Source organism: Mycobacterium stomatepiae, assembly GCF_010731715.1.
GTDB lineage: Bacteria > Actinomycetota > Actinomycetes > Mycobacteriales > Mycobacteriaceae > Mycobacterium > Mycobacterium stomatepiae.
Genome location: NZ_AP022587.1, coordinates 4,596,116 through 4,621,657, shown reverse-complemented (window position 1 = coordinate 4,621,657; position 25,542 = coordinate 4,596,116). Strand labels below are relative to the sequence as shown.

The window sequence follows — 25,542 nt, the reverse complement described above, 5'->3', positions numbered from 1 at the left end:
AAATCACTGCGATGCCCGTGACCGTAGGAAGCCGATCTGAGTCCAACCTGAAGAATTCGCCAGCACCGGGGTTTCTTCAGGTCCGCTTCAGGAGGCGGCCGAGAATGAAGGGATGAGCCAATCCCATCGCGCACCGGCATCGGGGAAGCCGTCGGCCGGCTTGAGCGCCGCGGCGCGGGTTCTGGTCGTCGAGGACTCCGAGGCGATCCGCGAAATGGTCGGTGAGGCGTTGACCCACGCCGGATACCTCACCAAAATTCGGCCCGACGGAGGCGGCCTCGAAGACGTGCTGGAGGGTTTTCGGCCCGATCTCGTCGTGCTGGACGTGATGATGCCCGGTCGGGACGGCTTCCAATTGATTGACGTCATCCGCGATTGGGGCCAGGCGGGAATCGTGTTGCTCACCGCGCGAGACGGACTGCCCGACCGCTTGCGTGGTCTCGACGGCGGGGCAGACGACTACGTCGTCAAGCCCTTCGAGCTGGCCGAGCTGATCTCGCGGGTGGGGGCGGTGCTGCGCCGCCGCGGCCGGTTACCCGCGGTGATGCAGTGCGGCGACCTGACGCTGGACCTAGACGCGGCCGTGGCCACCCGAAGGGGATCGCCGCTGGACCTGACCGGCACCGAGCTGCGGCTGCTCGGCTTCCTGGTGGAGCAGCGCGGCCGCATCGTCAGCGCCGGACAGATCCTGACGTCGCTGTGGGGTTACGACGCGTACGACGCCAATCTGGTGCACGTGCACATCAGCAGCCTGCGTCGCAAACTGGAGGCCCACGGACCCCGCATCCTGCACACCGTCCGGGGCATCGGCTACCGCCTGCAACCAACCCGGCCATGAGCGATCGCCCGGCACTGCCGCGGACCCGCACGCCGTCGTTGCGCCGGCGACTGGTGCTGATGGTCCTTGGCCTGCTCACCATCCTGCTGTTGGTGCTGGGCGTAATCATCGACGTGTTGATCGGGATCCAGACCCGCCGTGATCTTCACGATCGACTGATGTCCACGACCGCACGAGCCGACGCGCTGGCCATCGCGAACACCCCGCCCGACCGAGTGGTGGCACAACTGGGTGGCGGAGGAATCCGTGCACTGCTGGTCACCGCCGACGGATCGACCTACGGTGACCGTGCGCTCGCACCCGACGCCACCACCGGGCCGACTGTGCCACCGCCGCCACCGGGATGGGTTCTCCCGCCTAGTGATTGGGGCACACCCCCAGCGGGAGGCTGGCCGCCCCCGCCGCCACCAGGTTGGCCGCCGCCACCACCGGGACCACCGGGCTGGCCACCCCCACCCGTACCGCCGGGCTGGCCACCGCCGCCCCCGGCCGAGTCTCCGGACGGCACCGCCACCGTGGTGGTGCACCCGCTGCCGACGGGCGGGCGGGTGATCCTGGTCGCCGATACGACCCAAACCACCGCGCTGATCCGGCGATTGCGTGAAGTCATGATCGCCGGCGGTCTGATCACGCTCGCGGTGGCCGGGCTGCTGCTGACGGTGGTCACCCGCGCGGCGCTGCGACCGCTGGATCGGCTGACCACGTTGGCTCAAGCCATCACCACCGGCGACCGCGGCCAACGGCTACGACCCGACCGCGCCGGTACCGAACTCGGCCGCGCGGCAGCGGCTTTCGACGGCATGCTCGATGCCCTGGAAGCTTCCGAACAGCGCGCCCGGCAATTCCTGGCCGATGCCGCCCACGAACTGCGCACACCGATCGCCGGTATTCGTGCCGCCGGTGAGCAAATCCTGGGCACTGCAGCCGAAGACGACGACGACGAACGGGCCCAAGCGCAGTACCACCGCGTGTCGCTGCTGCTGGCCGAGTCGCGGCGGGCGGGCCGATTAGTCGCCGACATGCTCGACCTGAGCCGTATCGACGCCGGCCTGACACTAGATCTCGCGGACACCGACCTCGTTGCGATCGCGGAAGCCGAACGCGAACGGGCGGGCGTACTTTCGCCGGATATCGTCGTGACGCGCACCGGCGAGCAGACGCTACCGATTCGCGCTGACCGGAACCGGGTTGCTCAGATTCTGTCGAATCTGGTCGACAACGCGCGCCGGCATACCCCGTCCGGGGGCCAGATCGTGATCGACGTACGCCTCGCCCAACGCCAGTCCCGAACTCCACACGCCGAGTTGACCGTCACGGACTCCGGCCCCGGGATATCCGACGGGGATCGCCAGCGAATCTTCGATCGCCTCGTCCGACTTGATACCTCGCGCGATCGTGACCACGGCGGCGCCGGGCTGGGCCTGCCCATCGCCCGCGCCCTCGCGCGCGCCCACCATGGGGAGCTGAGCTGCCTGGCCAACGACCAGGGCGCACGCTTTCAGCTCATCCTGCCGTTACACCCCGACACACCATGAGCATTGCCGTGCCGGCTTTCTAGTCGTCCTCGAACATGGCCCGCATGCACAGAAGTCCGCGGATGGTCGGGGTGTCCCGCCATGTCGGGTCGCCACAGAGCACCGGGCGACGGGCCAGGATGTGTTGCAGTGCAACGGAAATTTGAAGCCGGGCGAGCGCGGCACCCAAGCAGTAATGCGGTCCGAATCCGAATGTCAGCGGCGCTGGTCCGGAGCGGTCCACCTGAAACCTGTTGGGCCAGCTGAACGTCTCTGGATCGCGGTTGGCGGCGCCGATGACCGCGATGGCCGGCTCCCCGGCGTGGACCGCGACGCCGCCGACGATCTGGTCGAGCGTGGCGGTACGCGCCACGGCTTGCACGGGCCCGTCAAGGCGCAGCTCGTTGACAAGTCGATCGTCGACCGTGTCGATGGTGTCGACGGGGCGCACCCCGTTTGGCCTGGTCTTCAGGAGGCGAATCATGGCTGCGCCCAGCAGGTTTGCTGTCGTTTCATGTCCGGCGACGCCGATGATCGCCGCGGTGGTGACGACGTCGTCGAGTTCGAGGTCCGGGTCGGCGGCGATATATCTGAGCAGGTCATCTCGGTGGTTGGTGCGGCGGTCGGCGGCCAGCGGGAGAAGCTCGGCAAGGAGCGCGGCGAAGGCCGCCGTTCCGGCTTCGACAGCGCCGGTGTCCGCGACATCATTGATCATCCGGCTGATTGCCGGAGATTCGTCACCGAGCAATCGCGCCGTGCCGACATCGAGGCCCATCCAGGCCGCGACCACGGCGATCGGTAGCGGTGAGGCGATTTCGGCCATGAAGTCGAACTCGACTCCGGCTGGTATGTGGTCGATCGTTTCCGTGGCGATCGCTTCGACGCCTTCGTGCAGACCGGCGATAAAGGCGGGGGTGAAGACGTCGCGAACCGAATCCCGCAGCCGCTGATGGTCCGCGCCGTCAGTGAATAAGATATTGCTGCGCAATATATCTCGATTGACCGCCCGGAGGGCATCCCGAGTGTTGGCGTTCGCCAGCGGGCTGCTCGTCCAGCCAGCCCCCGACAGAATCTGTTGCACGGGCTGATAGCCGAGGACGAGCCACGCCCTCATCCCGTGTTCCCAGACCACGTCACCCTCGCGCCGTCCTCGGTGCTCGTAGTAGGAGAAGGGGTCCGCCGCGTCCCACGGCAACCGCGCGGTCGCCGGAGTGTCGGGGATCTCGGTGAAGTCAGGGACGTCAGGGATGGTCATGGCGACCCAAGGCCGACGGGAGACGTCGCTCGCGGACCCAGGCGTGGTGCAGCTTGCCCAGTTCGGTAATCGGCTTGGCCACACCGTCCATGTCGTCGATGATCGACCGGGCGGGCCCAGTGGCGGTCAGGCCGACGAGCACACCGCAGAGAGCGAGCAGGACGCGGCCGGCGAAGACGAAGTCGTCAGGTGCGTTCATCCGCGCCATCGGATGATCGGCGCTTCGAATGCCGAACAATCCGCGGATGGTGCGCCCGGTGGCCTCGGGCGTGTAGGTGGCCGGCTGGTGCTCCGTGATGGACTCGCGGAGCATCTCCGACTGCCACTGATAAAGCTCGTCGGCGGTGAGGTCGGAGTCCGCGGCGAGGAAGCCGGCCTGCACCATCAAGTCGCGGTAGTCGTCCTTGCGCCGCTCGATCACGGCGCGATTCATCGCGACGAGTAGCCAGCGTTTCCGTTCGGTGAGTACCTTCACGCAGCCGAAGTCCAGGAATCCGGCGGTACCGTCGTCGCCGAATCGGTAGTTGCCGGGATGAGGGTCGGCATGCATGAGGTTCGCGTGCCGGAAGCTGCCTTGACTGAAGCGCACGATGACCTCGGCCCACACGTTTTTCAGGTCTTGATCCGCCTGTTGCGCTTGCGGCCAGTCCATCCCGTCGAGGTAGGTCATCGTCAAGACCCGGTCGCTGGATACTTCGGCAATGACGTCGGGAACCCGGATGAACGGGTGGCCCCGGTAGAGATCGCTGAACATGGTGATCATCGCGGCCTCGTTCCGATAGTCCACCTCTTCGGAGATCCGGGCCGCCGCCTCACGCGCCACCGACCGAAAATCCGGCTTCATGCCCAACGCCGACGTCATGAAGCGAAAAAACGTCGTCAGCAACTCGGTATTGGCCAGGTCCTCGCGAATAGCTTGGGCCACACCGGGATACTGAATCTTGACGGCGACCCGGCGACCGTCGCGCAGGACGGCATGATGCACCTGCCCGATCGACGCGGCGGCGATTGGCTCGTCGGTGAATTCGGCGAACTGGTCAACTGCCGAACCGAGTTCGGCGGTGAGAACCTCTCGAACCAGATCAGGATGCATTGGCGGGGCGTCGGCCTGCAGCCGGCGCATCGCCTTCTGATAGGGCCAAAATTCGGCGGTGCCCAACGCGCGCGTGTCGATCATCGACATGCCCTGACCGAGCTTCATCATGACACCCTTGGAGTGCCCCAGCAGTTCGGTGTAACGCTCGGCAGCGCGCTCGTGGAAGCGCTCGACCGCGTCGTCTTCGCCCGCTCGCCGGCGCAGTCCCGCGACGAGTCGGCCCCCGGCCGCCCTCGCGGCGAAGCCGACCAACGGCATGGTGCGGCGGATTCGGCCCTGCGGTAGCGGGCTGTGCTGACGCGGCATCTGGCCCCTCACCCAACCCTGCCCGTTGAAGTGGTACTTTGCTAAAGGTAAGTGATCACTTTGGAGGGGTCAATGTCGACACCCGCATCAACACGGGAACGGCTGGTCGGCGAGGCAATGCGGCTGTTCAGTGCCAAGGGCTTCGATGCGACCAGCGTCTCACAGATCGAAGCTGCCGCCGGTCTGGCACCCGGCTCGGGAGCCCTCTATCACCACTTCAAATCCAAAGAGGAGCTTCTCAACGCGGGCATTGATCGCCAACTGGATCGCCGCCGTGCCATGCGCGACATCCGCGCGCTCTTCGCGGGCCTGGGTGACATGCATGCGGAGTTGACCGTCTTGGGCAGGTATCTGCTCTCGGTGATCGACGAAGAAATCGAACTCCTGCAGATCGCCGCGCGCACCTCCGCGGGTCGTTCCGACCGCCTCGACACCGCCTATGCCGCACTCGTCGATACACTCAATGCCGAACTGGCAGAGTGGATTACGGCCTGGGCGCCCGTGATAACGCCAGAACAAGCCAAGGTCTTGGCCACGCTCGGCGTCAACGGTGTACTCGGGACCCGGTTGGCCACCAGCCTGTTTCATCAGCCCGAGGCGGCAGTGCCCGACGATCACTACCTCGTCGAGTGGACCGAGGTCCTGGCCGCCCGCATTCAGGCACTCAGCGACGACTGATCAGTAAACGTCGCGCAGATAGCGATGGTTCTTCATCAGCTCGTTGACATACGCATGCGCGGCGGTGTCATCCATCCCGCCGCGGCTGGCCACGATGCCACGCAGTGCCGCGTCGACATCCTTGGCCATTCGTTCGGCGTCGCCGCACACGTAGATAGAGGCGCCATCTTGCAGCCAGCTGTAGATCTCAGCCGAGTTCTCCCACATACGTTGCTGGACATACTGTTTCGGATCGCCCGCCGCCCCGTCGCGGGAGAACGCGCAGTCGAGCCGGGTTAGCGTGCCGGAGGAGACGAATGCGGCGAGCTCGTCGCCGTAGAGGAAATCGCAGTGGCGCCGCCGGTCCCCGAAGAACAACCACGATCGACCGGACGCGCCGACGGCCTGTCGTTCCTGCAGGAAGCCGCGAAACGGTGCGATGCCGGTCCCCGGACCGACCATGATGATCGGCACGTCGGCCGCGGGGAGCCGAAAGGAATGGTTGGGCCGCAGGTGAACCCGTACCGTGTCACCGCGGTCGGCCAGGAACGTCGAGGCTACGCCGCCGTGCCGGCGATCCCCGACCGTGTAGCGCACCGACGCCACCGTCAGGTGCACATGGTCGGGATGCACCAGCGGACTCGACGCGATCGAATAGTCGCGGGACTGAAGCGGACGCAGGGTGTCGACGACGTCGTCGATGGTCAGCTCGCCCAGCCTGATCAGGTCGAGCACGTCCTTGCCGCACCACCAAGAGCCCGGCCCGACAACGGCTTCGGTACCCAGCACACTCGCCGCGGCGGCGTCCCGCATTCGGGAGGCGACCAATGTCTGCAGCGCTCGCGACGGTGTCCGGATCTCCAGGTGATCGGTGAGCAACGCGCCCAGCCGCTCGTCATAGCCGACCACGGCGTGGTCGGCACCCACGCCGAGTTCGCTAAGGATCGCGTCGACGAGGATCGGATCGTTGCTGGCATGAACTGCGATGGAATCACCTGTGTTGTAAACGATCCCAGAACCGAAGAGGTCCACCTCGTAGTGGCGGACCTCCTTGTCGGACTCGGCCGTGGTGAGCAGCCGGTTGACCACGATGCGCGCATCGAAGAGAGGGTGACTGCGGTCGCGGCGAGCCTGTTCGGCGTTGTCGGACGGGCGCACTTGCTCCGCGCTGACGACAACCGCGGGGGCAGGATCGGTGCGACCGGCCATCAGCAGCTTGACGAGATCGTTCGTCCAGGCCTCGGCCTCGGCGACATAGACACCGTCGACATCGACTCGGTCCATCAGACGGATACCGCCCAGCGCTTCCAGTTGCGCGTCGAGGAGCCGCCCGGCATTGCAGAACTGCTCGTATCCGGTGTCGCCGAGGGCAAGCACCGCGAACCTCAAGTGTTCGAGCCGCTCGGCACCCTCGGCGCTGATCGCCTCCCAGAACAAGGAGGCGTTGTCCGGGAACTCGCCCTCGCCCCATGTCGAACACACGACAACGAAGTGGGTCGCCGATTGCAGGTCGGCCGGCTCGACTTGGTTGAGTTCGATTGCGGTGGCGCCGATGCCGAGGGACTCCTCGACCGCTTCGGCGAACGTCATGGCGGCATCCTCGGCATTACCCATGTCACTGCCGTAGCCCACAACCAGCGAGAGTTCTGGTTGAGAAGTCATGATCGCTCCCGTTGTCGTCGCATGCGAGACTCATCGTCCCCATAAGCTTAGTCTTACCTTAGTTTTATCTGGAGTGGGCCCGCAAGAAGGGGCGTTGCCGCGGGAAGTGCGTCGGGATTAGCTCTTGTCGCGCATACGCGACAGAAACGCCCGCATGTGCTGCTGAGGCTCCCCCGTCAGGAATGCCAGACCGAACTGCTCGACGCTGTCCTCGATCGCCCCATGAAGGCTCATGTCGAACCACTTGTTCAGTAGGCGCTTTTGTTGACGGACCGCGGCGGTGCCGAATCCACTGAGCTTCGTCGTGAGTTCGGCGATGCGGCGGTCCAGTTCTTCGGGCGCGGCGACCTCATGGACGAGTCCCCACCCGGCCGCCGTCTCGGCGTCGATCGTCTCGCCGGTCAACAACAACCAGCCCGCATGCGAGGCTCCGATCAGCGCGGGCAACAGGGCCGAATGGATAACCGATGGAATTCCGACGGCCACTTCCGGCATGCCGAATTTGGCCCCCGACTCGGCGATCCGCAGATCGCAGCAGATCGCTACCTCCAGGCCGCCGCCGAGACACCAACCCGCAAGTCGGGCGATGACGGGCACCGGGCATTCCCGAATCGCCTCACACAGCCCTGCGAGCCGACGGATGAAAACCTCGCCGGTGGACCGGTCCAAGTCGACCATCTCGTTGATGTCGGCGCCACCGATGAATGCCTTGTCGCCGGCCCCACGCAGCACCACGACCCGGACGTCGCTGTCGCTGCCGATCTCGCGGAACGCCTGGGTCAGTTCCTCGATGGCCCCGCTACCCAAGATGTTCAGCGTCTTGGAATTGACCAGCTCGACAGTGACCAGGCCGCCATCGCGGCCTAGTCGGACGAATCGTCGCTCCAACTAAGGGATTTCGCTGTGGTCGTCAGTAAAGCGGAATCCACACACCGAAGAACCAGTAGCCCCAACCACCGAACTGCCAGTTGAAGACCGGAACGACGGTGAAGGTGTTGTAGGCGAATGGCGAGAAGTTGGAGCGGGCATACACCACGTCACGCGGCGGCCCCACCCACGGGCGGTTCCAGCCCCCCGGAGGCGGCGGCCCGTCCCAGCCACCCGGAGGCGGCGGGCCGTACCAGTGTGGCGGCGGGTGGCCCGGAGGCGGGCCGTCGTTCCAGCCCCAACCCCGCGGCGGCGGCGGAGGTGGTGCCCCGTGGCCGACCACGCTGAAGCCGACCGACGAGTCCATCGGACCGCCGATCTCGGCGGTAGCCGTCAGGTAGGTGCCCCGCGGCTGGTAGGGCTCGTGCGGCGGTTGGGTGCTCGGCGCCACCACGGTCCGGGTGGGCCGCTGTCCGGACGGCGAGGTGGTCTGGCTGCCCGCCGGTGTCGTGGTTTGCGCACTCGGGACCGTGGTGGTTTGTTCGGCCGGCGTCGTCGTTTGGTTGGCCGGCGGTGTCGTGGTCTGTTGGGCCGGCGTCGTTGTTTGGCTGCCCGGCGGAGTCGTGCTCTGGGTCGCCGGCGCGGTGGTGCTCGGCGCACTCGCGCTGGTTTGCGGCGCGGTCGTTTGCGGACTCGGCTGCTCAGTGGTCTGCGGCACGGCCGTCGTCTGTGGGGCGGCCGTCGTCTGCGGGGCGGCCGTCGTCTGCGGCGCGGCGGTGGTCTGCGGAGCCGCCGTGGATGCCGGTGCGACAGACGTTGCCGGCGCCTCCGGGCTGTGCGGTCCACCGCCGGGTCCGCCTGGGCCGCCGTGGCAGTTGCCACCCGGGCACGGCGGCGGTGGGTCGAGCGGGAAGGCGCTCGCGAACCCCGGGTTCAACGCGGAGATGGTGAGCCCGGCCGCGAGCGCCACCGCGCTGACACGCTTCTTAGACATAGCTGCGTCCCCTCTGGGGTTTCGGCCCCGACGACGTCTACGGGCCCGGGTTACGGGCAGGTCAGGTCCATCTCGAACGGCTTGGTTATCGTCTGTGGCTGATCCGGATTGGTCATGTCGGTCCCGGTCGCCGTGCCCTTGATCGCGTATGTCTTGCCGTCCACCGCGGCCCCGGCATTGCTGGCTTGGTTCGGCGCGGCGTCGGAGTAACCGAGCGCGATGCCGTTCACGTTGCCCAACCCGACGGCGTGGACGATGGGCGGGTTGGCGTTGCTGATCACCGCGCCGACGCCCTGGGAGGCATCACCGATTCCAATGTTGATGTTGTCGCCGGCCGGTGTGCACGTGACCTGGCCGGTGACGTTCTGCTTCTGGCCGTCCACGATGACCTGGGGGCCGGCCGGTGCCGCCGCCGTACTCGATGCACCGGTGTTGGACTTGTTGCTCGAACAGCCGACACAGCTTGCGACCACTATGGCCACGCCGGCCGCGCCGATCACGATCGCACGTTTCACCGCCCACTCCTTCGTGTTGCTGGTGCCGCTATTTCCACGTTCGCCGCTGTCAACACCTACGGACCCTACCGGGCAGCATGGGGCCGCGCGGAAGACACCGGACCGGCTTGTACCCATTAGCGAGCGCTGCAAAACCGCAATTCCCGCAGGGCCAGTTGGTCGACACTCGTCACGGCAGGATGCGGATTCCCCACTTGCCCAGCAGCGGCTGTACGAGGGTGAAGTACGTGGTGTTGTCGTCGCCGTCGGGTGAGGACATCAAGAGACCAACCGCGCTCACGCTGCCGTCGTCGTTCTTCACGTACCCGGGACTGCCGCTGTCGCCACCCAGACTGAACACGCTGGCTTCGACCACGTTGCCGTCGATATGGGTGATCGAGCCGCAGGTCTCTCCCGTGACCGCCCCCAGCTTGCAGAAGGGAGTACCCACCTTAAGTTGGCTGCTGCCCAACACATCTCGCACCGGCAAACCGCCGACGCCACCTGATGGCACACCGACAGCAGGGTCGAGACGGATGATGGCGGCGTCGCGCTTGTCGCCTTCTTCCTCGCTGGCGGTGATCGGCCCGAGCGGGATGCTCGGGCCGTAGGTCCATATCGAACCGTCGTGCGCATCGCAGTGACCACTGGTCAGCAAATAGTAGCTGCCATCATCACCCTGGGCAGCGAAACCCGCTGTGCACGTTGCTCTTTCATCTTCGACCTGCACGCCCGGCGTCGGCGGCGCCTCTGCCGCAGCCGTATTCGCAAACATCGTCGCCGCCATCGGCATGGCAACAAACAGAATCAGCCACCGCAACCGCGTTTTATCCACGCCGCTCTCCTCTTGTCGGGCCAGGATGCTACCAGCCGGAGTCGACTCGTAGCTGGTCAGAGCGCGGCGGACCGCTGTTAGGAGTTTGCACCGGCCCAGGTCGCCGACGGCGGGCGATCGCAGGAAGGATCGATGCGATCGTGCGCCGCGCTCCTGACGCCGGTGAGCAGCGCCAGGACTTCCTCGCCGCTCCCATTCGTCGAGCCGGCGATCCACTCGGCGACGCAGACCCGGTCGATGATCCCCGGGCGGCCGTCGCGTCGCTCCGGCCCGGGCAAGGTAGCGCCCGCGGCCATCCCATCCGGTGGTGCCGACGATCTGGTCGCGCCGCCGGCGGTGTTGGTATCGGAACAAATATTGGCGATACCCGTACGCTGCTCGTGATGGCGGTTCAGCTCGAACGGCGGAGGCGCTATTCCGTGTCGACGTGGCGGGACAGGAAATCCAGGACGGCCCCGGCGAATACGTCGTTGCGATCTCCGGCGACCATGTGGCCGGCGCCGTGCACATCCGTGAACTCGACCTCGGGAAAGCGGGCGAGAAATTCGTCGGCGCGCTCCTGGCTGACCAGGTCGCTCACTTGACCACGAACCAGCAGCATCGGCACACCGCTGCGCAAGATTGCCTCGACGGCGGTGTGCATGCGATCGGCGTCGGTAACCTCGAACGGCGGGAAAGCCGCAGTGCCGCTGATGAATTGGGGATCCCAGTGCCAATACCAACGGTCTCCGCGGCGGCGCAGGTTGGTGGTCAGGCCTTCGAGATCGGTTGGCCGGGGCCGGTGCGGGTTGTATTCAGCGATCGCGTCGGCGACTTCCTCCAGCGAGGCGAATCCGGATTCCACCCGGTCTGCCATGAAGCTGTGAATGCGATTCGCCCCCGATTGCTCCATGTTGGGAACGATGTCGACAAGAACGACGGCACTGGCGATGCCGAGCGAAATCTCGCCGGCCAACAGCATCGAGGTGAATCCGCCCAGCGAGGCGCCCACCAGCACCGGTTTCGGGGGCAGGCCCCGCAGCACCTCTTGGACATCGGCGGCAAAGCTGGCGACACGATAGTCGCCTTCGCTGGACCAGTCCGACTCGCCATGGCCCCGCAAATCGATCGTGACGGCTTGCCAACCGCGTTTGGCGACCGCTGCGGCCGCGCGGCCCCAGGAGCGCCGCGTCTGTCCGCCGCCGTGCAGAAACACCACCGCCCGCGCACCCGGATCGCCCTGGCGGTCAGCCGCAATGCGAATGCCGCCCATCCCCGAGATGGAGAACTGTTCAGGAGCCGTCGTCATCAAAAGATGGTAAGGCGACCTCGCTAAGTCGTTGCCGCCCGGGGAATCGTGTGCACCGCGAAAGAACTCGACGAGCCGCGCGACGCCACCTCCCACGCGTGCATTGGGCCGGTGTCGCCACGTCGACGTACTCGTATCACTGCCTCAGTGGTGCGGCGCAATCCGGCGAGCTGGGCCGCCGCCGAAGCCCTCAGGACACCTGCTCCTTGTGGGCCTTGATCGGTGCGGTACTCGGCGGCAGCTTGAGCAGATTCCCGCGCAGGCTACCGCGGGTGGTGCGGACGGCCACCAACAACCAGGTGAAGAGCAGACCGGCATAGGCGATGGCCGCGGCCACCTTGAAGGCTGGCAGATGCGTGTGGGCGGCAAGTTGCGAAGTCCCAGTCACGAAGGTACCGACTGGGAACGTCAGGCTCCACCACGTCAGCGCAAACGGCATCCCGCGCCGCAACGTCCGCACGGTAAGCGCGGTGGCCAGCGCGATCCACAACACCGCGAAGCCCCACACCGGAACTCCATACAGAATCGCGAACGCATTGAGATTCCCGGCCACGTCGTGGTCGATGGAGCCGTGCAACGCGGCCGTACCGAGAAGTCCTGCGGCCGTGATGGATTGGCCAAGCGGACCCAACACGATCCAGAGTGTCGGCACTCGCGCGGTGCCCGAAGTGCCATACAGCACCAGCCGGCTCCAGATCATCGCGATGATGTTGAACGAGGCCAGCAACGACAACCCGAACATCGCATAACAGAAATAGAGCATGGTCTGACGGCCGGTGCCCGCGGCTATGTGCGGCAACAGCATCGCCCCCGTCGCCGCGGTCACCATCGGCGGAACCACGGGCATCAACCACCCGCCGAACGCCGCGTCGGGTTCGACGTCGTGCTGGGTGAACATCAAAAACGGGATGGTGACCGAGGTGAACAGCCCGCCGAGGGTTCCAGCGGTCCACAGCACCCAGTCCAGGTCGACGCCGATGCGCGCGCCGATCAGATCCTTGCCCACCACGATCGCTCCCCCGCCGACCGTCATCAGCGCCATTGGCGCGGCGCCATAGAAATGGGCCATTTGCGGATTGCGGGCATGCCCGCGCGCTACCGTCGGGTGCAGCAACCAGTGACCGCCAACCAAAACGATCAGCAACGCCAGCAGCGCGGCGGCGATGACCCACACCGCTTCCGCGAACGCGCGCAGGCCCACAATATGGAATGGCAGCGTCGCGCCACCGATAGCAACGATTCCTGTCCCCATTACCGAGGCAAACCAATTGGGCCCGATATTGCCGAGCATCTCGACGCGAGTATGCGACGGCGGAGAGTTGTCAGAGGTTGCACGCGTCATAGCTGACAGACCCTACTTCCCCGGGATTGCTCAAGGTTGCGCTTACACTCCATCGGTGACGTACTCCGTGCAAACGAGGCAGACCGTGAACAGAGCCCGAATCGTGGTCGCGATCATCGTCATGCTGGTAATCGGTGTGCTCGCGCTTCCGACCAAACAGCGATGCGGTGCGCCGGGCCTCACGTGCGCGACGACATTGGACAAGCAGGGCCACATTCACTATTACTACGAGGTCGAACCGCTCGGCATATATCTCGCGGAAATCGCCACCGGTTCGAATATTCGGGTCTTCTACCATTCGGGCGAGGACCTCGAAAACGTGCGCTAGACGCTGTGCTGCAACAGCTTTCGTTATCCGTGGCAAACCTGCAACGCGTACGTCAGCTGCTCTTCGGACGGCGCGTCGAGCTGAGATAAAACCGTAAGCGCTGGGTTCACGAAGTCCTTCTGGATACCGAATTTCGTGAGGTTCAGCATCATCTCGACGGTGTCGGGTGCCGTCCGTCTGGCGTGTGTGCCGGGATCGCTTCCGATGTCGGCAGCGTCGGATCGGATGTTGCGGATCACCAACTCGTCGGTGCCCGGCCGCTGATCGAGCACGGCGAACGCGCTGCCGTTGTTGGCGAGGTGGTAGGTCAATTGGTAGCCCGGCGCCGCCGGCAGCGGTTGAGAGAAGTGCACCGCGAGCTGCAGCACGTCGGCCCGAGGATGGGTGACACCGACCGAGTCCACGGTGAGCGCGGGCGGTGGCCTGGTCACCGACTGCATCTGGCAAATAAGTCGGTCCGGCAAATGCGACCAATCGTCGCGTGAAGGCCGCACCCAGTTGTAGAAACCGACGATCACCACGGCCACCAACAGAACCAGGGGTATCACCGTGCGCAGACCCGGCGGGATGTCCTGCCAGACCCGCCGTAAGCCGTGCTCAGGAGCCTCCGGGTCGGCAGTGTCTCCGTCCGGTGACGAGTCGGCATCGATCTCGACGGCCATGTTTTCCTCCTGAGGCCGGCCCGCGACGCCTGCGAACCGCCAAGCTCGACGCATATTAGCCAAAACATGCTGGTAGCGGAAAGATTTGGGGCGGCAATTCGGGCGATTCCTCGGCGTGAGAAGGGCCACAGTGAGCCGTTCGCGGCCACCTTGGTTGGGGGCTTCACAGCAAGCTACCGCATACTTGACCTCATGCTTTTCGCCCGATCACCGCAAACCGCCGACGCGGAGTCGAGTCGTGCGCGGGTGAAGGGTCAAGGTCTCTGATGGCACGCTCCGGCGGCGCACATCGCCGCCATCGAGCGGTTCGCCAGCCCTCGCCGCTGCGCAGGGGGGTGACACGGGCGTTCATGACGCTGGTGTCGACCGCAGCAGTATTGATGACCGGCGCGGGCTACTACGTGGCGCACGGCGCGCTGGGCGGAATCACCGTCTCGGAAGCCCTGACCCCCGAGGATCCGCGATCCAGCGGCGACAACATGAACATCCTGCTGATCGGGCTGGACTCACGAAAAGACCAAGACGGCAACGACCTCCCCAATTCGATCCTGAAGCAGCTGCACGCCGGCGACTCCGATGACGGTGGCTACAACACCAATACCCTGATACTCGTGCACGTCGGCGCCGACAACAAAGTGGTCGCCTTCTCGATCCCCCGGGACGACTGGGTGCCGTTCAACGGCGTTCCGGGGTACAACCACATCAAGATCAAAGAGGCGTACGGCCTCACCAAGCAGTACGTCGCCCAGAAGCTCATCAACCAGGGTGTAAGCAGCCAAAAAGAGCTCGAGAAAAAGGGCCGTGAAGCCGCCCGGGCGGCGACCTTGCGCGCGGTGCGCAGCCTGACCGGCGTTCCGATCGACTATTTCGCCGAAGTCAACTTGGCCGGCTTCTACGATCTGGCACAGAGCCTGGGCGGTGTGAACGTCTGCCTCAACCACGCCGTCGAGGACTCCTACTCCGGCGCTGATTTCCCGGCTGGGCCGCAACGACTGGATGCCTCCGAGGCGCTGGCCTTCGTCCGGCAACGTCATGGCCTGGACAACGGCGACCTGGATCGTACCCATCGGCAGCAGGCATTCATTTCGTCGGTCATGCGTGAGCTGCAAGATGCGGGCACCTTCACCAACCTGGACAAGATGAAGAGCCTGATGGCGGTGGCCCGCAAGGACGTCGTACTGTCGGCCGGCTGGGACGAGGACATGTTCCGCCGCATGGGCGAAATCGCCGGAAGCGCTGCGGCAAACCAGGTGGAGTTCCGGACACTGCCGGTGGTCCGCTACGACAACATCAACGGCCTAGACGTCAACATCGTCGACCCGGCGGCGATCAAGGCCGAGGTGGCGGCCGCGATCGGTATCGATTCGTCGACCAGCTCATCGCCGACGACCGCCGCCAAGCCGAATCCGTCCACCGCCATCGACGTGGTCAACGTCGGGACCACGAGCGGTCTGGCCAGCCAGGTGTCCCACGGCCTGAAAAAGTACGGCTACACCTCGGTTCAGGCCCGCGACCGCACCTGGTTCGACCCGAGCACCGCGTCCGTCCAGTACGGCGCGGGCGCCGAAACCGACGCCCGCAATATCGCCGGCCTGCTGAACCTGGATACACCGACCCAGCCCGATTCCACGCTGCAGCCGGGACACGTCCGCGTGACCGTCGACACCAACTTCACGATGCCGACGCTGGACGAATCCATGGACGACGATTCTTATTCGTCGTCCTCGTCGTCGACCACGACGTCAAACAAGAGCAGCTGGAACTACGGCTACGGCACCAGCACCTACCCGACACCCGATCAGGGCAAACCGATCGACGGCGGCGGAGTGCCCTGCGTCAACTAGCCGCGCTCAAGCGTGTGTGCCGCCGTCCATTCGAATTTCGGTGCCCGTGATCCAGGCTCCGTCGTCGGACACCAACATGGCGATCACGCCGGCGACGGCTTCGGGTCCGGCCATTCCCGCGCCGCTGGATTCCGTCGTGGTCGGCAGGATCGGCATCAGCCGGGGAAACAACGACCAATCCGCGTCCTTCGGGATGTATCCGCCGGTGGCATCGGTGATCCCGGATTTGATGCTGCCCGGCGCGACGCACGCCGCCCGCAGACCGTCCTTCGCGTACTCCAGCGCCAGGGAATGGGTGAAGGCCTGGATTCCACCCTTGCTCGCGGCGTAGGCCGCCATATACGGATGGGCGAACGACGCCGAGGTCGAGCTGAAGTTCACGATCGCGCTGCGCGAATTCGCCAATAGTGACGGCAGCGCTTCCCGGACCACCAGGAAGGTACCGGTCAGGTTGACGTTGATGATCTGATTCCACTGATCGAGTGTGGTCTCGTGGGTGTGCGACGCGCGCAGGATGCCGGCCGCGTTGACCACGGAATCCAGGCCGCCGAGCTTCTCGACCGCCCAGCACACGCCGTCGATCACCGAATCCTCGTCACCGACATCGATCGGCATCGTGGTGAGTCGCTGCGCCGTCGCTGCCTCGTCGGCGCCGGCCTGGGTGGTGCTCAGACCGTCGGCGGAGATATCGGCGGCCACGACGCTGGCCCCCTCGCGCAGCAACCGCAACGCGGTGGCCTGCCCGATCCCCGATGCGGCGCCCGTCACCAGGATCCGTTTGCCCTCGAGTCTGTTCATCTTGCTTCTCCTGGGTTAAACCACTCCGCGTAGCGCGTCCTCGCCGAACATCTGCACCATCATCGAGGAGTAGTCCGGGCCGCGACGCAAAATATGGCCGCCGTCGACGTTGATGCACTGTCCGGTGATCCAGGCAGCCGCGTCGCTGAGCAGGAACAGGACCAGGTTGGCCACGTCCTCGACTTCACCGCACCGCGGCAGCGGCGTACACAGCGCATAGTCGCCGCTGATCTCCGGCGACTGAATCACGGCGGCGTCCACCAGATCGGTGCGGATCAGGCCGGGACGGACGCTGTTGACGCGTACCCAGGACGGCCCGAGTTCGTCGGCGGCCAACATCATCATGTGGTCGATCGCCGACTTGGTGACGCCGTAGGGCCCGAACCACCGGTGCGTGTTGCTGGCCGCGATCGACGAGATTCCGACGAACGATCCGCCGCCGCCGCGCACCAACTCACGCCCGACGTGCTTGAGCACGTACATGGTGCCGTTGACGTTGAGGTCCACGGTGTTTCGCCACGACTCCGAGTCGGTGTGAGTGATCGGCCCGATGGTAAGCGAGCCGCCCGCGCAATGCACCGCGCCGTGCAGCCGACCGTGCCATGCGGTTGCGGCGTCGACCGCACGGGACACCTCGTCCTCGTTGGTGACGTCGGCGGGCTCGTAGCGGATCGCGCCGCCCTTACCGGCACTATCGGCCAGCGCCTGGACCTCCTCGACGGCGCCCGCCAAACGGTCGGCATTGCGGCCGACGATCATGACGGAAGCCCCGGCGACGGCCAGCCCGGCGGCCACACCCTTACCGATGCCGCTGCCGCCGCCGGTGATCAAATACGTCCGGTCTTCGAAAGATAGCTGCACGCGGGGCCCTCTCAAACTGGAACAGGTTCTAGCCATAGAAGCATGCAGCACCCGCCCGGAATATCGCTACCCCGGGTCTCGTTAGGCGAGAAGCCTGCCGAAATTGCTACGGCGTATCACGGCGCGCGACCTTGGTCGGCTTCGCCGCACGCCAGTCCTCGACGTGCGGCGGCTGGCCGACCGGCCACCTGTTCTCGTTGAACGCCGCCCAGTGTGCGTGGCCCAGCAGGTGGACGTGGAATGCGTGGCGCAGCGCCTCGGTGTAACCCATCGCGTCGGAGGCGGCGTTGACCGAATCCTTGATCAACAGCGACGCCATCGTGGGCCGCTCGGCGACACGTCGCGCGAATTCCAGTGTCTTTTCCTCTAATTCGTCGGCCGGGAAGACCTTGGAAACCATACCGAGCCGATGGGCCTCGTCGGCATCGATCGAATCACCGGTCAGCAGAAGTTCTTTGGCCTTTCGCGGACCGAATTCCCATGGGTGAGCATAGTATTCGACGCCGGGCATGCCGAGCCGGACGGCGACGACATCGCTGAACTTCGCGTTGTCGGCCGCGACGATCAGATCGCATGCCCAGATCAGCATCAGGCCAGCTGAGATCGCGTTGCCCTGCACCTGGGCGATCGTGATCTTGCGCAGATCGCGCCAGCGGCAGGTGTTTTCGAAGAAGAAGTGCCACTCCTGGTGGTAAAGCTTCTCCATGATCGGCTCGTAAGTCGCGCCGTGAGAACGGAAGGTCGGGTGCTGTCCCGGCCCGGGGGCGCGTTCGGCCAGCGCCTGCTCGGAGCCCAAGTCGTGGCCGGCGGAGAAGTTCCTCCGCGCGCCGCCAGGATCACCACACGCACGGTGTCGTCGGCCTCGGCCCGGCCGAACGCCTCGTCGAGCTGGACCAACAGGCCGCGGCTCTGCGCATTGCGGGCCTCGGGCCGGTTCAGCCAAATCCGCGCTATGCGACCCTCGTCGAGGGTCTCGTAGGCCACCAGCTCGTTAGCGCTGGCGTTGGCCGCCGCGGCGTCGGCTTCCTCGGAGACTGTCATTCGGCCCACCTCGTTCGTCGTTGAATACGCCTTGTTTACACATTACGGCGAGCGTGTAAGCAACCTGGAATTGGGTTGGCCGCCGCCCGCCGAGCGAGGGCCGGCCGGGCTACGGCCGGTCGAGTGCGGCCGCGAGGAGGGCGGCCGCGGATTTGAGCAAGCCCTGGGAGCGGGCCAGTTCCGCGTTCTCTTCCTTCAACTGATCGAGCTCGGTCGAATCGTCGGAGGCAACCGCCGGGGTGCCGTCGCTGCGGCGGGTCCGTTCGTGCACGGTCTCGGTCACCGTGTTGCCGAGCGTGTCGGTGACCGCCCGGATCGCCATCCGCTCCATGTCGTGCCGTCCGTGCACAGCGGCGACCGTGCGCGTCTCCTCGAGGTGCGCTACCCCGTTGACCGCGACCGGCGGCGGTACCGCTCGCAATTGCTGTCGCGCTACCTGGCCCGCCGCGGCCTCTGCGCCGGAGGCGACCGCATGCGGCTGTTCCAGCAGGTGGTGCAGCTCGGCTTCGTGGTGTTCTATCTCCGATTCCCGCTGGGCGAGTCGGGCTTCGTGCTGCTCGAACTCGGCTTCCTGCTGGCGAAGTTCGGATTCCCACTGGTTGAGCTCGGCTTCCCGGCGGCGAAGCTGGGACTCCCGCTGGGCGAGCTGGGCTTCGTGCTGCGCGACCTCGGCTTCGTGCTGGGCGAATTGGGCCTCGCGCTGCGCGACCTGGGCTTCCCGATAGCGAAGCTGAGCGACCTGCTGCGGAAGCGGCGTTCCCCGATGGGCGAGCTGGGCCTCCTGGTGGCGAAGCTGATCCTCGTGCTTGCGAATTTCCACTTCTTGCCTGCGGATTTCACCTTGCTGCTCGTGCAGAATGGCTTCGCGCTGGGCGAGCTCGGCTTCTCGCTTCTTGAGCCCACCATCGCGATTGCGGAGCTCGGCGTTGCGGTGCCGGAGTTCGGCGTCCTCTTCGATGTGGCGGATCAGCTCTTGCTCAACCAGGTCGATGAACAGGTCGACTTCTTGCTCGCTGTAGCCACGCTTACCAATGCGCGCCCGAGAGAACGCGACATTGTGAACATCGGCCGGGGTGAGAGCCATTGTTCTTCTCCCGAAGTCTTAGACGTCAGCGCAACGCCAAAGTTCGGCGCACTGCGGCTTAGGATAATTCGTTTGTCGTGATGACATCCTGGTTTGCCTTTGAACAACTGGACATCCGTCAGTAGACAGACAGGTGCGGCCCCTTGCAGGCTACCGCGACGCAACCTCTCGACACCATGGTGTAACAGAATCTTTCCACGTCGAGACCATGATCACCGTGGCTTCGACCCGCCTAGACCGAGTTACCCGAACGTCAATTGAGACCCGCACGGACTCCGCCGGACGCCGGGCGCCGGGGCCTCGCAAACATTCGCCAGGACGCCTCGCGGAAACACCGATGAAAGCGAATCTTCGGGTTTAAATCCGGCCACCTTGCTCGGCCCTCGGGCGCGAGGCCCGATACGGCGTCTCGCCCAGGAAGATTCGGTATTTGTTAACAATTCCGGTGCCTTGCACGAACAAATGACCGCACATAGATTTCGGCCAGGTGTGCGGCATCGGTAAACCGGGTCCTACGGGCTGGCAGGCTCCGCGCCGCAGCAGACGGCTGCGGGCGAATATCGGCGTCGCATAGAGTTGTGCCATGCCTACAAAATCTGATCCTGGCGAAATCGGCGATGTCGAGCCGCTGGCCGACAGCACCGCCAACCAGGCCAGGCGGGTCGTCGCCGCGCACGCCAACGACGCCGACGAGTGCCGCGTTTTCTTGTCCATGCTCGGTATTGGACCGGCGAAACTCGACGCATAAATGGCTTCCCGGGGAGGCCCGAGCTCGAAGGCTGCACATGTCGGGAATTCCGACTTTGTGGTGGTCGCCAATCGGCTACCGGTCGATTTGGAGCGGCTCCCCGACGGCTCCACGGCCTGGAAGCGTAGCCCCGGGGGGTTGGTGACGGCCCTGGAGCCGCTGCTGCGCAAACGCAGCGGGGCGTGGGTCGGCTGGCCCGGGGTGGTCGACGAGGAAGTCGACGTCGACGACGAGCCCATCGCCCAGGACGAACTACAGCTCTACCCGGTGCGCCTGTCCGCCGACGACGTCGCCCAGTACTACGAGGGATTCTCGAACGCGACCCTGTGGCCGCTGTACCACGACGTCATTGTCAAGCCGATCTACCACCGGGAATGGTGGGATCGCTACGTCGAGGTCAACCAACGCTTCGCCGAAGCCACCTCCCGCGCCGCGGCCGACGGCGCGACGGTGTGGGTGCAGGACTACCAATTGCAGCTGGTCCCCAAGATGCTGCGCACGCTGCGCCCCGACCTGACGATCGGCTTCTTCCTGCACATCCCGTTCCCGCCCGTCGAGCTGTTCATGCAGTTGCCATGGCGCACCGAGATCATCGAAGGCCTGCTCGGTGCCGACCTGGTCGGCTTCCACCTCGTCGGTGGCGCCCAGAATTTCCTGTTTCTTTCCCGACAACTGCTCAGCGCCAATACCTCCCGTGGAGCCGTCGGTGTGCGGTCGCGGTTCGGCGAGGTGCAACTGGAATCCCGCAGCGTGCGAGTGGGTGCCTTTCCGATCTCGATCGACTCCGGCACTCTCGACGGGGTGGCCAAGCATCGCGACATCCGGCGCCACGCCAAAGAGCTCCGCACAGAGTTGGGCAACCCGCGCAAGATCCTGCTGGGTGTCGACCGGCTCGACTACACCAAGGGCATCGACGTTCGGTTGAAGGCCTTTTCCGAACTGCTCTCCGAGGAACGCATCAAACGCGACGACACGGTGCTCGTCCAGCTGGCCACCCCCAGCCGCGAACGCGTGGAGAGCTATCAGCTGCTGCGCGACGAAATCGAACGCCAGGTCGGCCACATCAACGGCGAATACGCCGAAGTCGGCCATCCGGTGGTGCATTACATCCATCGGTCGGTTCCCCGCGACGAACTCATCGCGTTCTTCGTGGCCAGCGACGTCATGCTGGTCACCCCGCTGCGGGACGGCATGAATCTGGTAGCCAAGGAGTATGTCGCCTGCCGCAGCGATCTCGGCGGTGCGCTCGTTCTGTCCGAATTCACCGGCGCCGCAGCCGAATTGCGACAGGCTTACCTGGTCAACCCGCACGACCTGGAGGGCGTCAAGGACGCGATCGAGGCAGCGCTGAACCAGCCGGCCGACGAGGGCCGCCGACGGATGCGGTCGTTGCGGCGCCAGGTGCTCGCTCATGACGTGGACCGCTGGGCGCGGTCGTTTCTCGATGCGCTCGCCGAGGCGCATCCACCGGGCACGAAATAACGGCAACCGACCCATGGTGTTGACGCCGAAACGCTGTGATACTCGATGCAGCTAAAGGGAAGACCGGAAGGGAGGGCACTGTGAAAATGCGTCGCGCGCTGGCCGCAGGAGCCGGCGTCTTCTCAGCGGTGGCAATAGGAATCGCGCTGGAATCGGGCAATCCGGCACGCGCTCTGGGCCCTCCGGCGGACGGGACCTACCACTACAACGAGGCGGGCGTCTCGGGGGTCACCTGGACCGTCACGGCAATATGCGATCAGCCCTCCGGAACCCGGAACATGAACGACTATTCCGACCCGATCGTGTTCGCGATGCAATGTGCGCTCAACGTCGTGAGCGCCACGGATCAGAAGATCTCCGCCGCCGACAAGCTGCAGAACTTCAGCGGCCGGGCCCGAATGTCGAGCATGCTGTGGACTTTCGGCGTCGACAAGCCAGACGGCGTCTCATGCCCGGGCGGCGGCACCGCGCAGTCGACCGACACCTGGGCCTTCAGCGACGAAACCATGAGCGGCACGCATACCACGATGCACGGTTCGGTCTGCGGCTTGGAACCGGCGATGAAAAAACACCGTTCTCGCTGCAGCTGACCGGGCCTCCGCCCAGCCCGATCCAACGTTATCCCATGCAGTGCAACAACATTGCGATCTGCTACTGATGGCTGATGGCTAGATCGGCGTGATGTAGGCGATCAGCCATTTGTCGCCGATCTTCTTGAAGTCCACCCGTAACCGGCTGCCGTCGTAGAGCGGCTGCCGGGTCTTATCGGTCACGGTCCGGTTCATGTACACCATCACCGATGCCGAATCCCGCTTTGCTGACATGACCCCAACGCCAACGACATTGGCCTGGACGACCACCTCGCGCTTCTTGGCCTCGGGAATGATCTGCGCATTGGCGCTCTTCTGAAATTCCTGACGATAGTCGGGCGTCAGCATCGGATACGCGTCGGCGAGGCTGCGTTCGACGGTCTGGTAGTCGTAGGCGAAGACCGCAGGCACCTCCTTGGCGGCGAGCTGCGGCAGCACCGCCCGTGCCGTCTGCTCGCCGCGGATCTCGACCCGTTCCCAGTAGAACCAGCCGGCCGCCGCGGACAACCCCACGATGCCGACGACCGCGAGGTACCCCGCGGCGATGACCAGCCATCGCCGCATCAGTTGCCTCCGTCGGGATATTTCAGGTCATAACCCGTCATGTGTCCCTGCTCATCCTCGTGGACGATGACCCGCAGCCGGTACGGCTGCGACGGCTTGTGGACACCGTCGATATCGGCCACCGTGACGCGCACCGACACCAACACCGAGGCGTTATCAGTAGCCGTGTCAATGCCTTCCAGGGCCGCGCCGTTGATCACTGCCTCGGATGTCGCATTGGTGGAGCGGAACAGGGCCTTGAGGTTTTCGATATTGTTGTTGGCGCCGAGCATGCCGCGCAGCGGACCGCTGGTGCCGTTGTAGAACCGGTTCACGCTGTCGTCGATGTTGTCCTGCTTGTAGCTGAACATGTTTTGCACCGTCTGCGTGGCGGTGTCGACGAAGTGCTGATCGTGGGCCTGCGCCGCCTCGGCGTGCCGTTGGGAAACGATCAAGGCGGTCAGACAGCCGGCCAGCGCGCCAATCGCTAGCAGCCCGGCAGCCAACGAAACCCAGCCAACCATGCGCGCATTCGGCCGTCGCCGCGGTGGCGGCTTGAGCGCCTTGAGGTTCTTGACGCGTTTGGCCGGTTGCTTCTTAGCTTCGGCCGAAACCTCGAGCGCAACCTCGGTGACCGCGCTCGAATCACTGTTCGCCGGACCTGCCGGGCGCGACGCCCGGCGACGGGCACGCGGTGCCGTCGTTTGGTCGCCATTGACTGCGGAGGCCACTACATCGGCCTTGGATCAAGCATCAGGTCCTCCCAATTCTCGGCGTTGGACGTGTTCGCGCCGGCCGCGAAGATACCAGTGCCTCCTGCCGGGTCCCGGAATGCTCCGGTGCTTTCGTCATAGGTCGTGTACGCGGGGCCGTTAGGCAGGCTCGGCGCGACTGGCGGCCCCATAGCCTGTGGTGGCGATGGCGGCGGCAGCCACTTCGGGAACGGGATCTGGGGCGGCACCGGCGGGACGCCCGGCGGCATCCATGACGGATTGCCCGGCGGCGGCCCGCTGTCGTTTGGCGGCGGCGGATCGAAGGCGGGCTGCTTGTTGGGCAACGGCCCGGGCCCGGGCACCACACCAGGTGGCGGCGGCCCGACGATCGGAGTACCCGGATCCGGCTCCGCTTCTAGCGGAATGTAGGGGAACTTGTTGGGCGGCAAAGTGTTCAGCCCATTTGTCTGGGGCGTGTTGTACGGGACCGGTGGACCACGCCACGGGTTACGGCCGATCGGAACATAGCCCTTCGGGTCACGACACAGCTGAATCGTCGGAGCCCGCTTGCCGGGAAATTCTTGGCAGGGGTAGTTGCGTGCGCCGCGCACGGTGCTCGGATCGTTCTGAGCGACCTTGCAGTACATGTCTCTTGGCAGCTCGCGCACCGTCTCGTCGGCCGGTGTACGCATCAACGGTGGCGGCAGGAAGCCGACGGCGCACGGCGGCGGGTCGTTGAGGTCGAGCTTGAAGTCCAGCTTGCCGCCCTCGTCAAGAGGAGGCCCACCCGCCATCGTGATGATCGCGGCGAACAGCGCCGGCAGCACGACCAGGAGTTGTTCGATCGACTTGTGGTAGATGACGCCCACCCGACCCAGGTTGGCGAGGCTGGCGGCCAGCGCGGGGAAACTGGGGCGGATGCCGGTGAACGCGGTGTTGGCCTCGTCGATTGCGTCCGGTGCGGTCGCCAGCGTCGACCGAAGCTGAGGGTCGGCGTGTTGCACCTCGGAAGTGAACCGCGCCAACCCATCTGCCAGCGACTTGATGTCGGCGCCGGCGCGGATCTGGGATTGCAGGAGTGGGCCCGCCTGATCGATCAACTGCGAGACCTGCGGGTAGTCGGCGTTGGCCTCATCCACCAGTAACCGGGCCGATTCGAGCAGCCGGGCCAGCTCCGGCCCCGACCCGTTAGCCGCCTGGAATGTCTCGTGCAACAGCTCCCGTAACTTGGTGTCCCCGAGGCTGTTGACCAGCGTCTCGGCCCGTTTCAACAGATCGGAAACATCTTGGCCGATCCGGGTGTTGGCCCGATCGATCCGAGATCCGTTGTGCAACTTGGTCGATGCCGGATCCTTGGGCGGCACCAGGTCGACGTATTGCTCACCGACCGCCGAGACACTCTTCACGGTGGCGACGACGTTCGACGGAATGGGAGTGCCGCTGTTCAGCCGCATTTCGGCGGTAACACCGTTGGGGTTCAGCCCCACCGACTCCACCCGGCCGACCGCGACTCCCCGATAAGTGACGTTTGCGCTCTTGTACAGGCCGCCTCCGGCGACGAAGTCGGCACTGGCCAGATAGGTTCCGATGCCGAACGTCGCGGGCAGCCGCAGATAGAAGATCGCCATGATGGTCAGCGTGATCGCGGTGATCAACGCGAATATCCAGAGCTGAATCCTGGTGAGTTTGTCTATCATCTG

Annotated in this window: 24 protein-coding genes and 3 pseudogenes; 8 read left to right on the top strand and 19 right to left on the bottom strand. The window is 65.3% G+C overall.

Going from position 1 to position 25,542, the window contains the following annotated elements; genetic code table 11:
• Nucleotides 1–112: 112 nt before the first annotated feature.
• The gene (locus tag G6N54_RS21910) at nt 113–838 is read left to right on the top strand and encodes a response regulator transcription factor (RefSeq protein ID WP_163791953.1); all 726 of its coding nucleotides are present in this window, start codon (nt 113–115) and stop codon (nt 836–838) included.
• The gene (locus G6N54_RS21905; RefSeq protein ID WP_163791950.1) at nt 835–2,373 is read left to right on the top strand and encodes a sensor histidine kinase; all 1,539 of its coding nucleotides are present in this window, start codon (nt 835–837) and stop codon (nt 2,371–2,373) included. Before G6N54_RS21910 ends, G6N54_RS21905 begins: the two co-directional genes overlap by 4 nt.
• A 19-nt stretch (nt 2,374–2,392) precedes the next feature.
• Here the strand turns inward: G6N54_RS21905 and G6N54_RS21900 are convergent, their stop codons facing one another.
• Nucleotides 2,393–3,607, bottom strand: coding sequence for a cytochrome P450 (locus G6N54_RS21900; RefSeq protein WP_179969107.1), 1,215 nt, complete (start codon nt 3,605–3,607; stop codon nt 2,393–2,395).
• Nucleotides 3,594–5,009 (bottom strand): ABC1 kinase family protein, encoded by a 1,416-nt coding sequence (locus tag G6N54_RS21895; RefSeq protein WP_179969106.1) that lies wholly within the window; start codon nt 5,007–5,009, stop codon nt 3,594–3,596. Before G6N54_RS21895 ends, G6N54_RS21900 begins: the two co-directional genes overlap by 14 nt.
• A 72-nt stretch (nt 5,010–5,081) precedes the next feature.
• On the opposite strand from G6N54_RS21895, the gene G6N54_RS21890 reads away from it, so the two are divergent.
• Nucleotides 5,082–5,687 carry a TetR/AcrR family transcriptional regulator gene (locus G6N54_RS21890; protein WP_163791949.1) on the top strand — a complete coding sequence of 202 codons (606 nt, stop codon included), beginning with the start codon at nt 5,082–5,084 and terminating at the stop codon, nt 5,685–5,687.
• Here the strand turns inward: G6N54_RS21890 and G6N54_RS21885 are convergent, their stop codons facing one another.
• The 8 genes from G6N54_RS21885 to G6N54_RS21850 form a co-directional block, all read right to left on the bottom strand.
• Nucleotides 5,688–7,328, bottom strand: coding sequence for a diflavin oxidoreductase (locus G6N54_RS21885; protein ID WP_163791947.1), 1,641 nt, complete (start codon nt 7,326–7,328; stop codon nt 5,688–5,690). It abuts the gene before it with no gap.
• A gap of 117 nt (nt 7,329–7,445) precedes the next feature.
• On the bottom strand, nt 7,446–8,216 hold the full coding sequence (locus G6N54_RS21880) for an enoyl-CoA hydratase (RefSeq protein ID WP_170313070.1): 771 nt from the start codon (nt 8,214–8,216) through the stop codon (nt 7,446–7,448).
• 22 nt (nt 8,217–8,238) lie between these two features.
• Nucleotides 8,239–9,189 (bottom strand): MAP_0585 family protein, encoded by a 951-nt coding sequence (locus tag G6N54_RS30725; RefSeq protein ID WP_179969061.1) that lies wholly within the window; start codon nt 9,187–9,189, stop codon nt 8,239–8,241.
• Nucleotides 9,190–9,239: 50 nt separating this feature from the next.
• The gene (locus G6N54_RS21870) at nt 9,240–9,704 is read right to left on the bottom strand and encodes a lipoprotein LpqH (protein ID WP_163791945.1); all 465 of its coding nucleotides are present in this window, start codon (nt 9,702–9,704) and stop codon (nt 9,240–9,242) included.
• A gap of 169 nt (nt 9,705–9,873) precedes the next feature.
• Nucleotides 9,874–10,476 (bottom strand): S1 family peptidase, encoded by a 603-nt coding sequence (locus tag G6N54_RS21865; RefSeq protein ID WP_163794882.1) that lies wholly within the window; start codon nt 10,474–10,476, stop codon nt 9,874–9,876.
• 119 nt (nt 10,477–10,595) lie between these two features.
• Nucleotides 10,596–10,814 (bottom strand): hypothetical protein, encoded by a 219-nt coding sequence (locus G6N54_RS21860; protein ID WP_163791942.1) that lies wholly within the window; start codon nt 10,812–10,814, stop codon nt 10,596–10,598.
• 116 nt (nt 10,815–10,930) lie between these two features.
• Nucleotides 10,931–11,806: an alpha/beta fold hydrolase gene (locus tag G6N54_RS21855; protein WP_179969105.1), complete on the bottom strand. Its 876-nt coding sequence runs from the start codon at nt 11,804–11,806 to the stop codon at nt 10,931–10,933.
• A 190-nt stretch (nt 11,807–11,996) separates the two neighbouring features.
• Nucleotides 11,997–13,148 carry a TDT family transporter gene (locus G6N54_RS21850; RefSeq protein WP_163791941.1) on the bottom strand — a complete coding sequence of 384 codons (1,152 nt, stop codon included), beginning with the start codon at nt 13,146–13,148 and terminating at the stop codon, nt 11,997–11,999.
• Nucleotides 13,149–13,269: 121 nt separating this feature from the next.
• On the opposite strand from G6N54_RS21850, the gene G6N54_RS21845 reads away from it, so the two are divergent.
• Complete coding sequence (locus tag G6N54_RS21845; protein WP_276057019.1) at nt 13,270–13,476, top strand: hypothetical protein; 207 nt, start codon at nt 13,270–13,272, stop codon at nt 13,474–13,476.
• Between the two features lie 23 nt (nt 13,477–13,499).
• Here the strand turns inward: G6N54_RS21845 and G6N54_RS21840 are convergent, their stop codons facing one another.
• Complete coding sequence (locus tag G6N54_RS21840) at nt 13,500–14,138, bottom strand: DUF2510 domain-containing protein (RefSeq protein ID WP_163791936.1); 639 nt, start codon at nt 14,136–14,138, stop codon at nt 13,500–13,502.
• A gap of 266 nt (nt 14,139–14,404) precedes the next feature.
• Here G6N54_RS21840 and G6N54_RS21835 point away from each other — a divergent pair, with 266 nt between their 5' ends.
• Nucleotides 14,405–15,982 carry an LCP family protein gene (locus tag G6N54_RS21835; protein WP_163791934.1) on the top strand — a complete coding sequence of 526 codons (1,578 nt, stop codon included), beginning with the start codon at nt 14,405–14,407 and terminating at the stop codon, nt 15,980–15,982.
• Between the two features lie 6 nt (nt 15,983–15,988).
• Here G6N54_RS21835 and G6N54_RS21830 read toward each other — a convergent pair whose 3' ends face one another.
• The 5 genes and pseudogenes from G6N54_RS21830 to G6N54_RS30715 form a co-directional block, all read right to left on the bottom strand.
• Nucleotides 15,989–16,780: an SDR family NAD(P)-dependent oxidoreductase gene (locus tag G6N54_RS21830; RefSeq protein ID WP_163791932.1), complete on the bottom strand. Its 792-nt coding sequence runs from the start codon at nt 16,778–16,780 to the stop codon at nt 15,989–15,991.
• A gap of 15 nt (nt 16,781–16,795) precedes the next feature.
• The gene (locus G6N54_RS21825) at nt 16,796–17,641 is read right to left on the bottom strand and encodes an SDR family oxidoreductase (protein WP_163791930.1); all 846 of its coding nucleotides are present in this window, start codon (nt 17,639–17,641) and stop codon (nt 16,796–16,798) included.
• A 106-nt stretch (nt 17,642–17,747) separates the two neighbouring features.
• Nucleotides 17,748–18,682: pseudogene (locus tag G6N54_RS21820) on the bottom strand (enoyl-CoA hydratase).
• A gap of 109 nt (nt 18,683–18,791) precedes the next feature.
• Complete coding sequence (locus tag G6N54_RS30720; RefSeq protein WP_163787998.1) at nt 18,792–19,103, bottom strand: hypothetical protein; 312 nt, start codon at nt 19,101–19,103, stop codon at nt 18,792–18,794.
• 494 nt (nt 19,104–19,597) lie between these two features.
• Nucleotides 19,598–19,766, bottom strand: a pseudogene (locus G6N54_RS30715) (DivIVA domain-containing protein); the annotation flags it as partial.
• Nucleotides 19,767–20,349: 583 nt separating this feature from the next.
• On the opposite strand from G6N54_RS30715, the gene G6N54_RS21805 reads away from it, so the two are divergent.
• The 3 genes and pseudogenes from G6N54_RS21805 (at nt 20,350) to G6N54_RS21795 (ending at nt 22,654) form a co-directional block, all read left to right on the top strand.
• Nucleotides 20,350–20,514: a hypothetical protein gene (locus G6N54_RS21805; protein ID WP_163791928.1), complete on the top strand. Its 165-nt coding sequence runs from the start codon at nt 20,350–20,352 to the stop codon at nt 20,512–20,514.
• Nucleotides 20,515–21,996 (top strand): alpha,alpha-trehalose-phosphate synthase (UDP-forming), encoded by a 1,482-nt coding sequence (locus tag G6N54_RS21800; protein ID WP_163791927.1) that lies wholly within the window; start codon nt 20,515–20,517, stop codon nt 21,994–21,996.
• Between the two features lie 80 nt (nt 21,997–22,076).
• Nucleotides 22,077–22,654, top strand: a pseudogene (locus G6N54_RS21795) (hypothetical protein).
• A gap of 10 nt (nt 22,655–22,664) precedes the next feature.
• Here the strand turns inward: G6N54_RS21795 and G6N54_RS21790 are convergent.
• Genes G6N54_RS21790 through G6N54_RS21780 form a run of 3 tightly spaced genes read right to left on the bottom strand, consistent with a single transcriptional unit; the run spans nt 22,665 to nt 25,539 of the window.
• Nucleotides 22,665–23,150 carry a mammalian cell entry protein gene (locus G6N54_RS21790; RefSeq protein WP_163791925.1) on the bottom strand — a complete coding sequence of 162 codons (486 nt, stop codon included), beginning with the start codon at nt 23,148–23,150 and terminating at the stop codon, nt 22,665–22,667.
• Nucleotides 23,150–23,860 (bottom strand): mammalian cell entry protein, encoded by a 711-nt coding sequence (locus G6N54_RS21785; RefSeq protein ID WP_163791923.1) that lies wholly within the window; start codon nt 23,858–23,860, stop codon nt 23,150–23,152. Before G6N54_RS21785 ends, G6N54_RS21790 begins: the two co-directional genes overlap by 1 nt.
• Nucleotides 23,860–25,539, bottom strand: a complete 1,680-nt coding sequence (locus G6N54_RS21780) for a virulence factor Mce family protein (protein WP_163791921.1) — start codon at nt 25,537–25,539, stop codon at nt 23,860–23,862. The genes G6N54_RS21785 and G6N54_RS21780 overlap by 1 nt, the downstream gene beginning before the upstream one ends.
• Between the last annotated feature and the right edge of the window lie 3 nt (nt 25,540–25,542).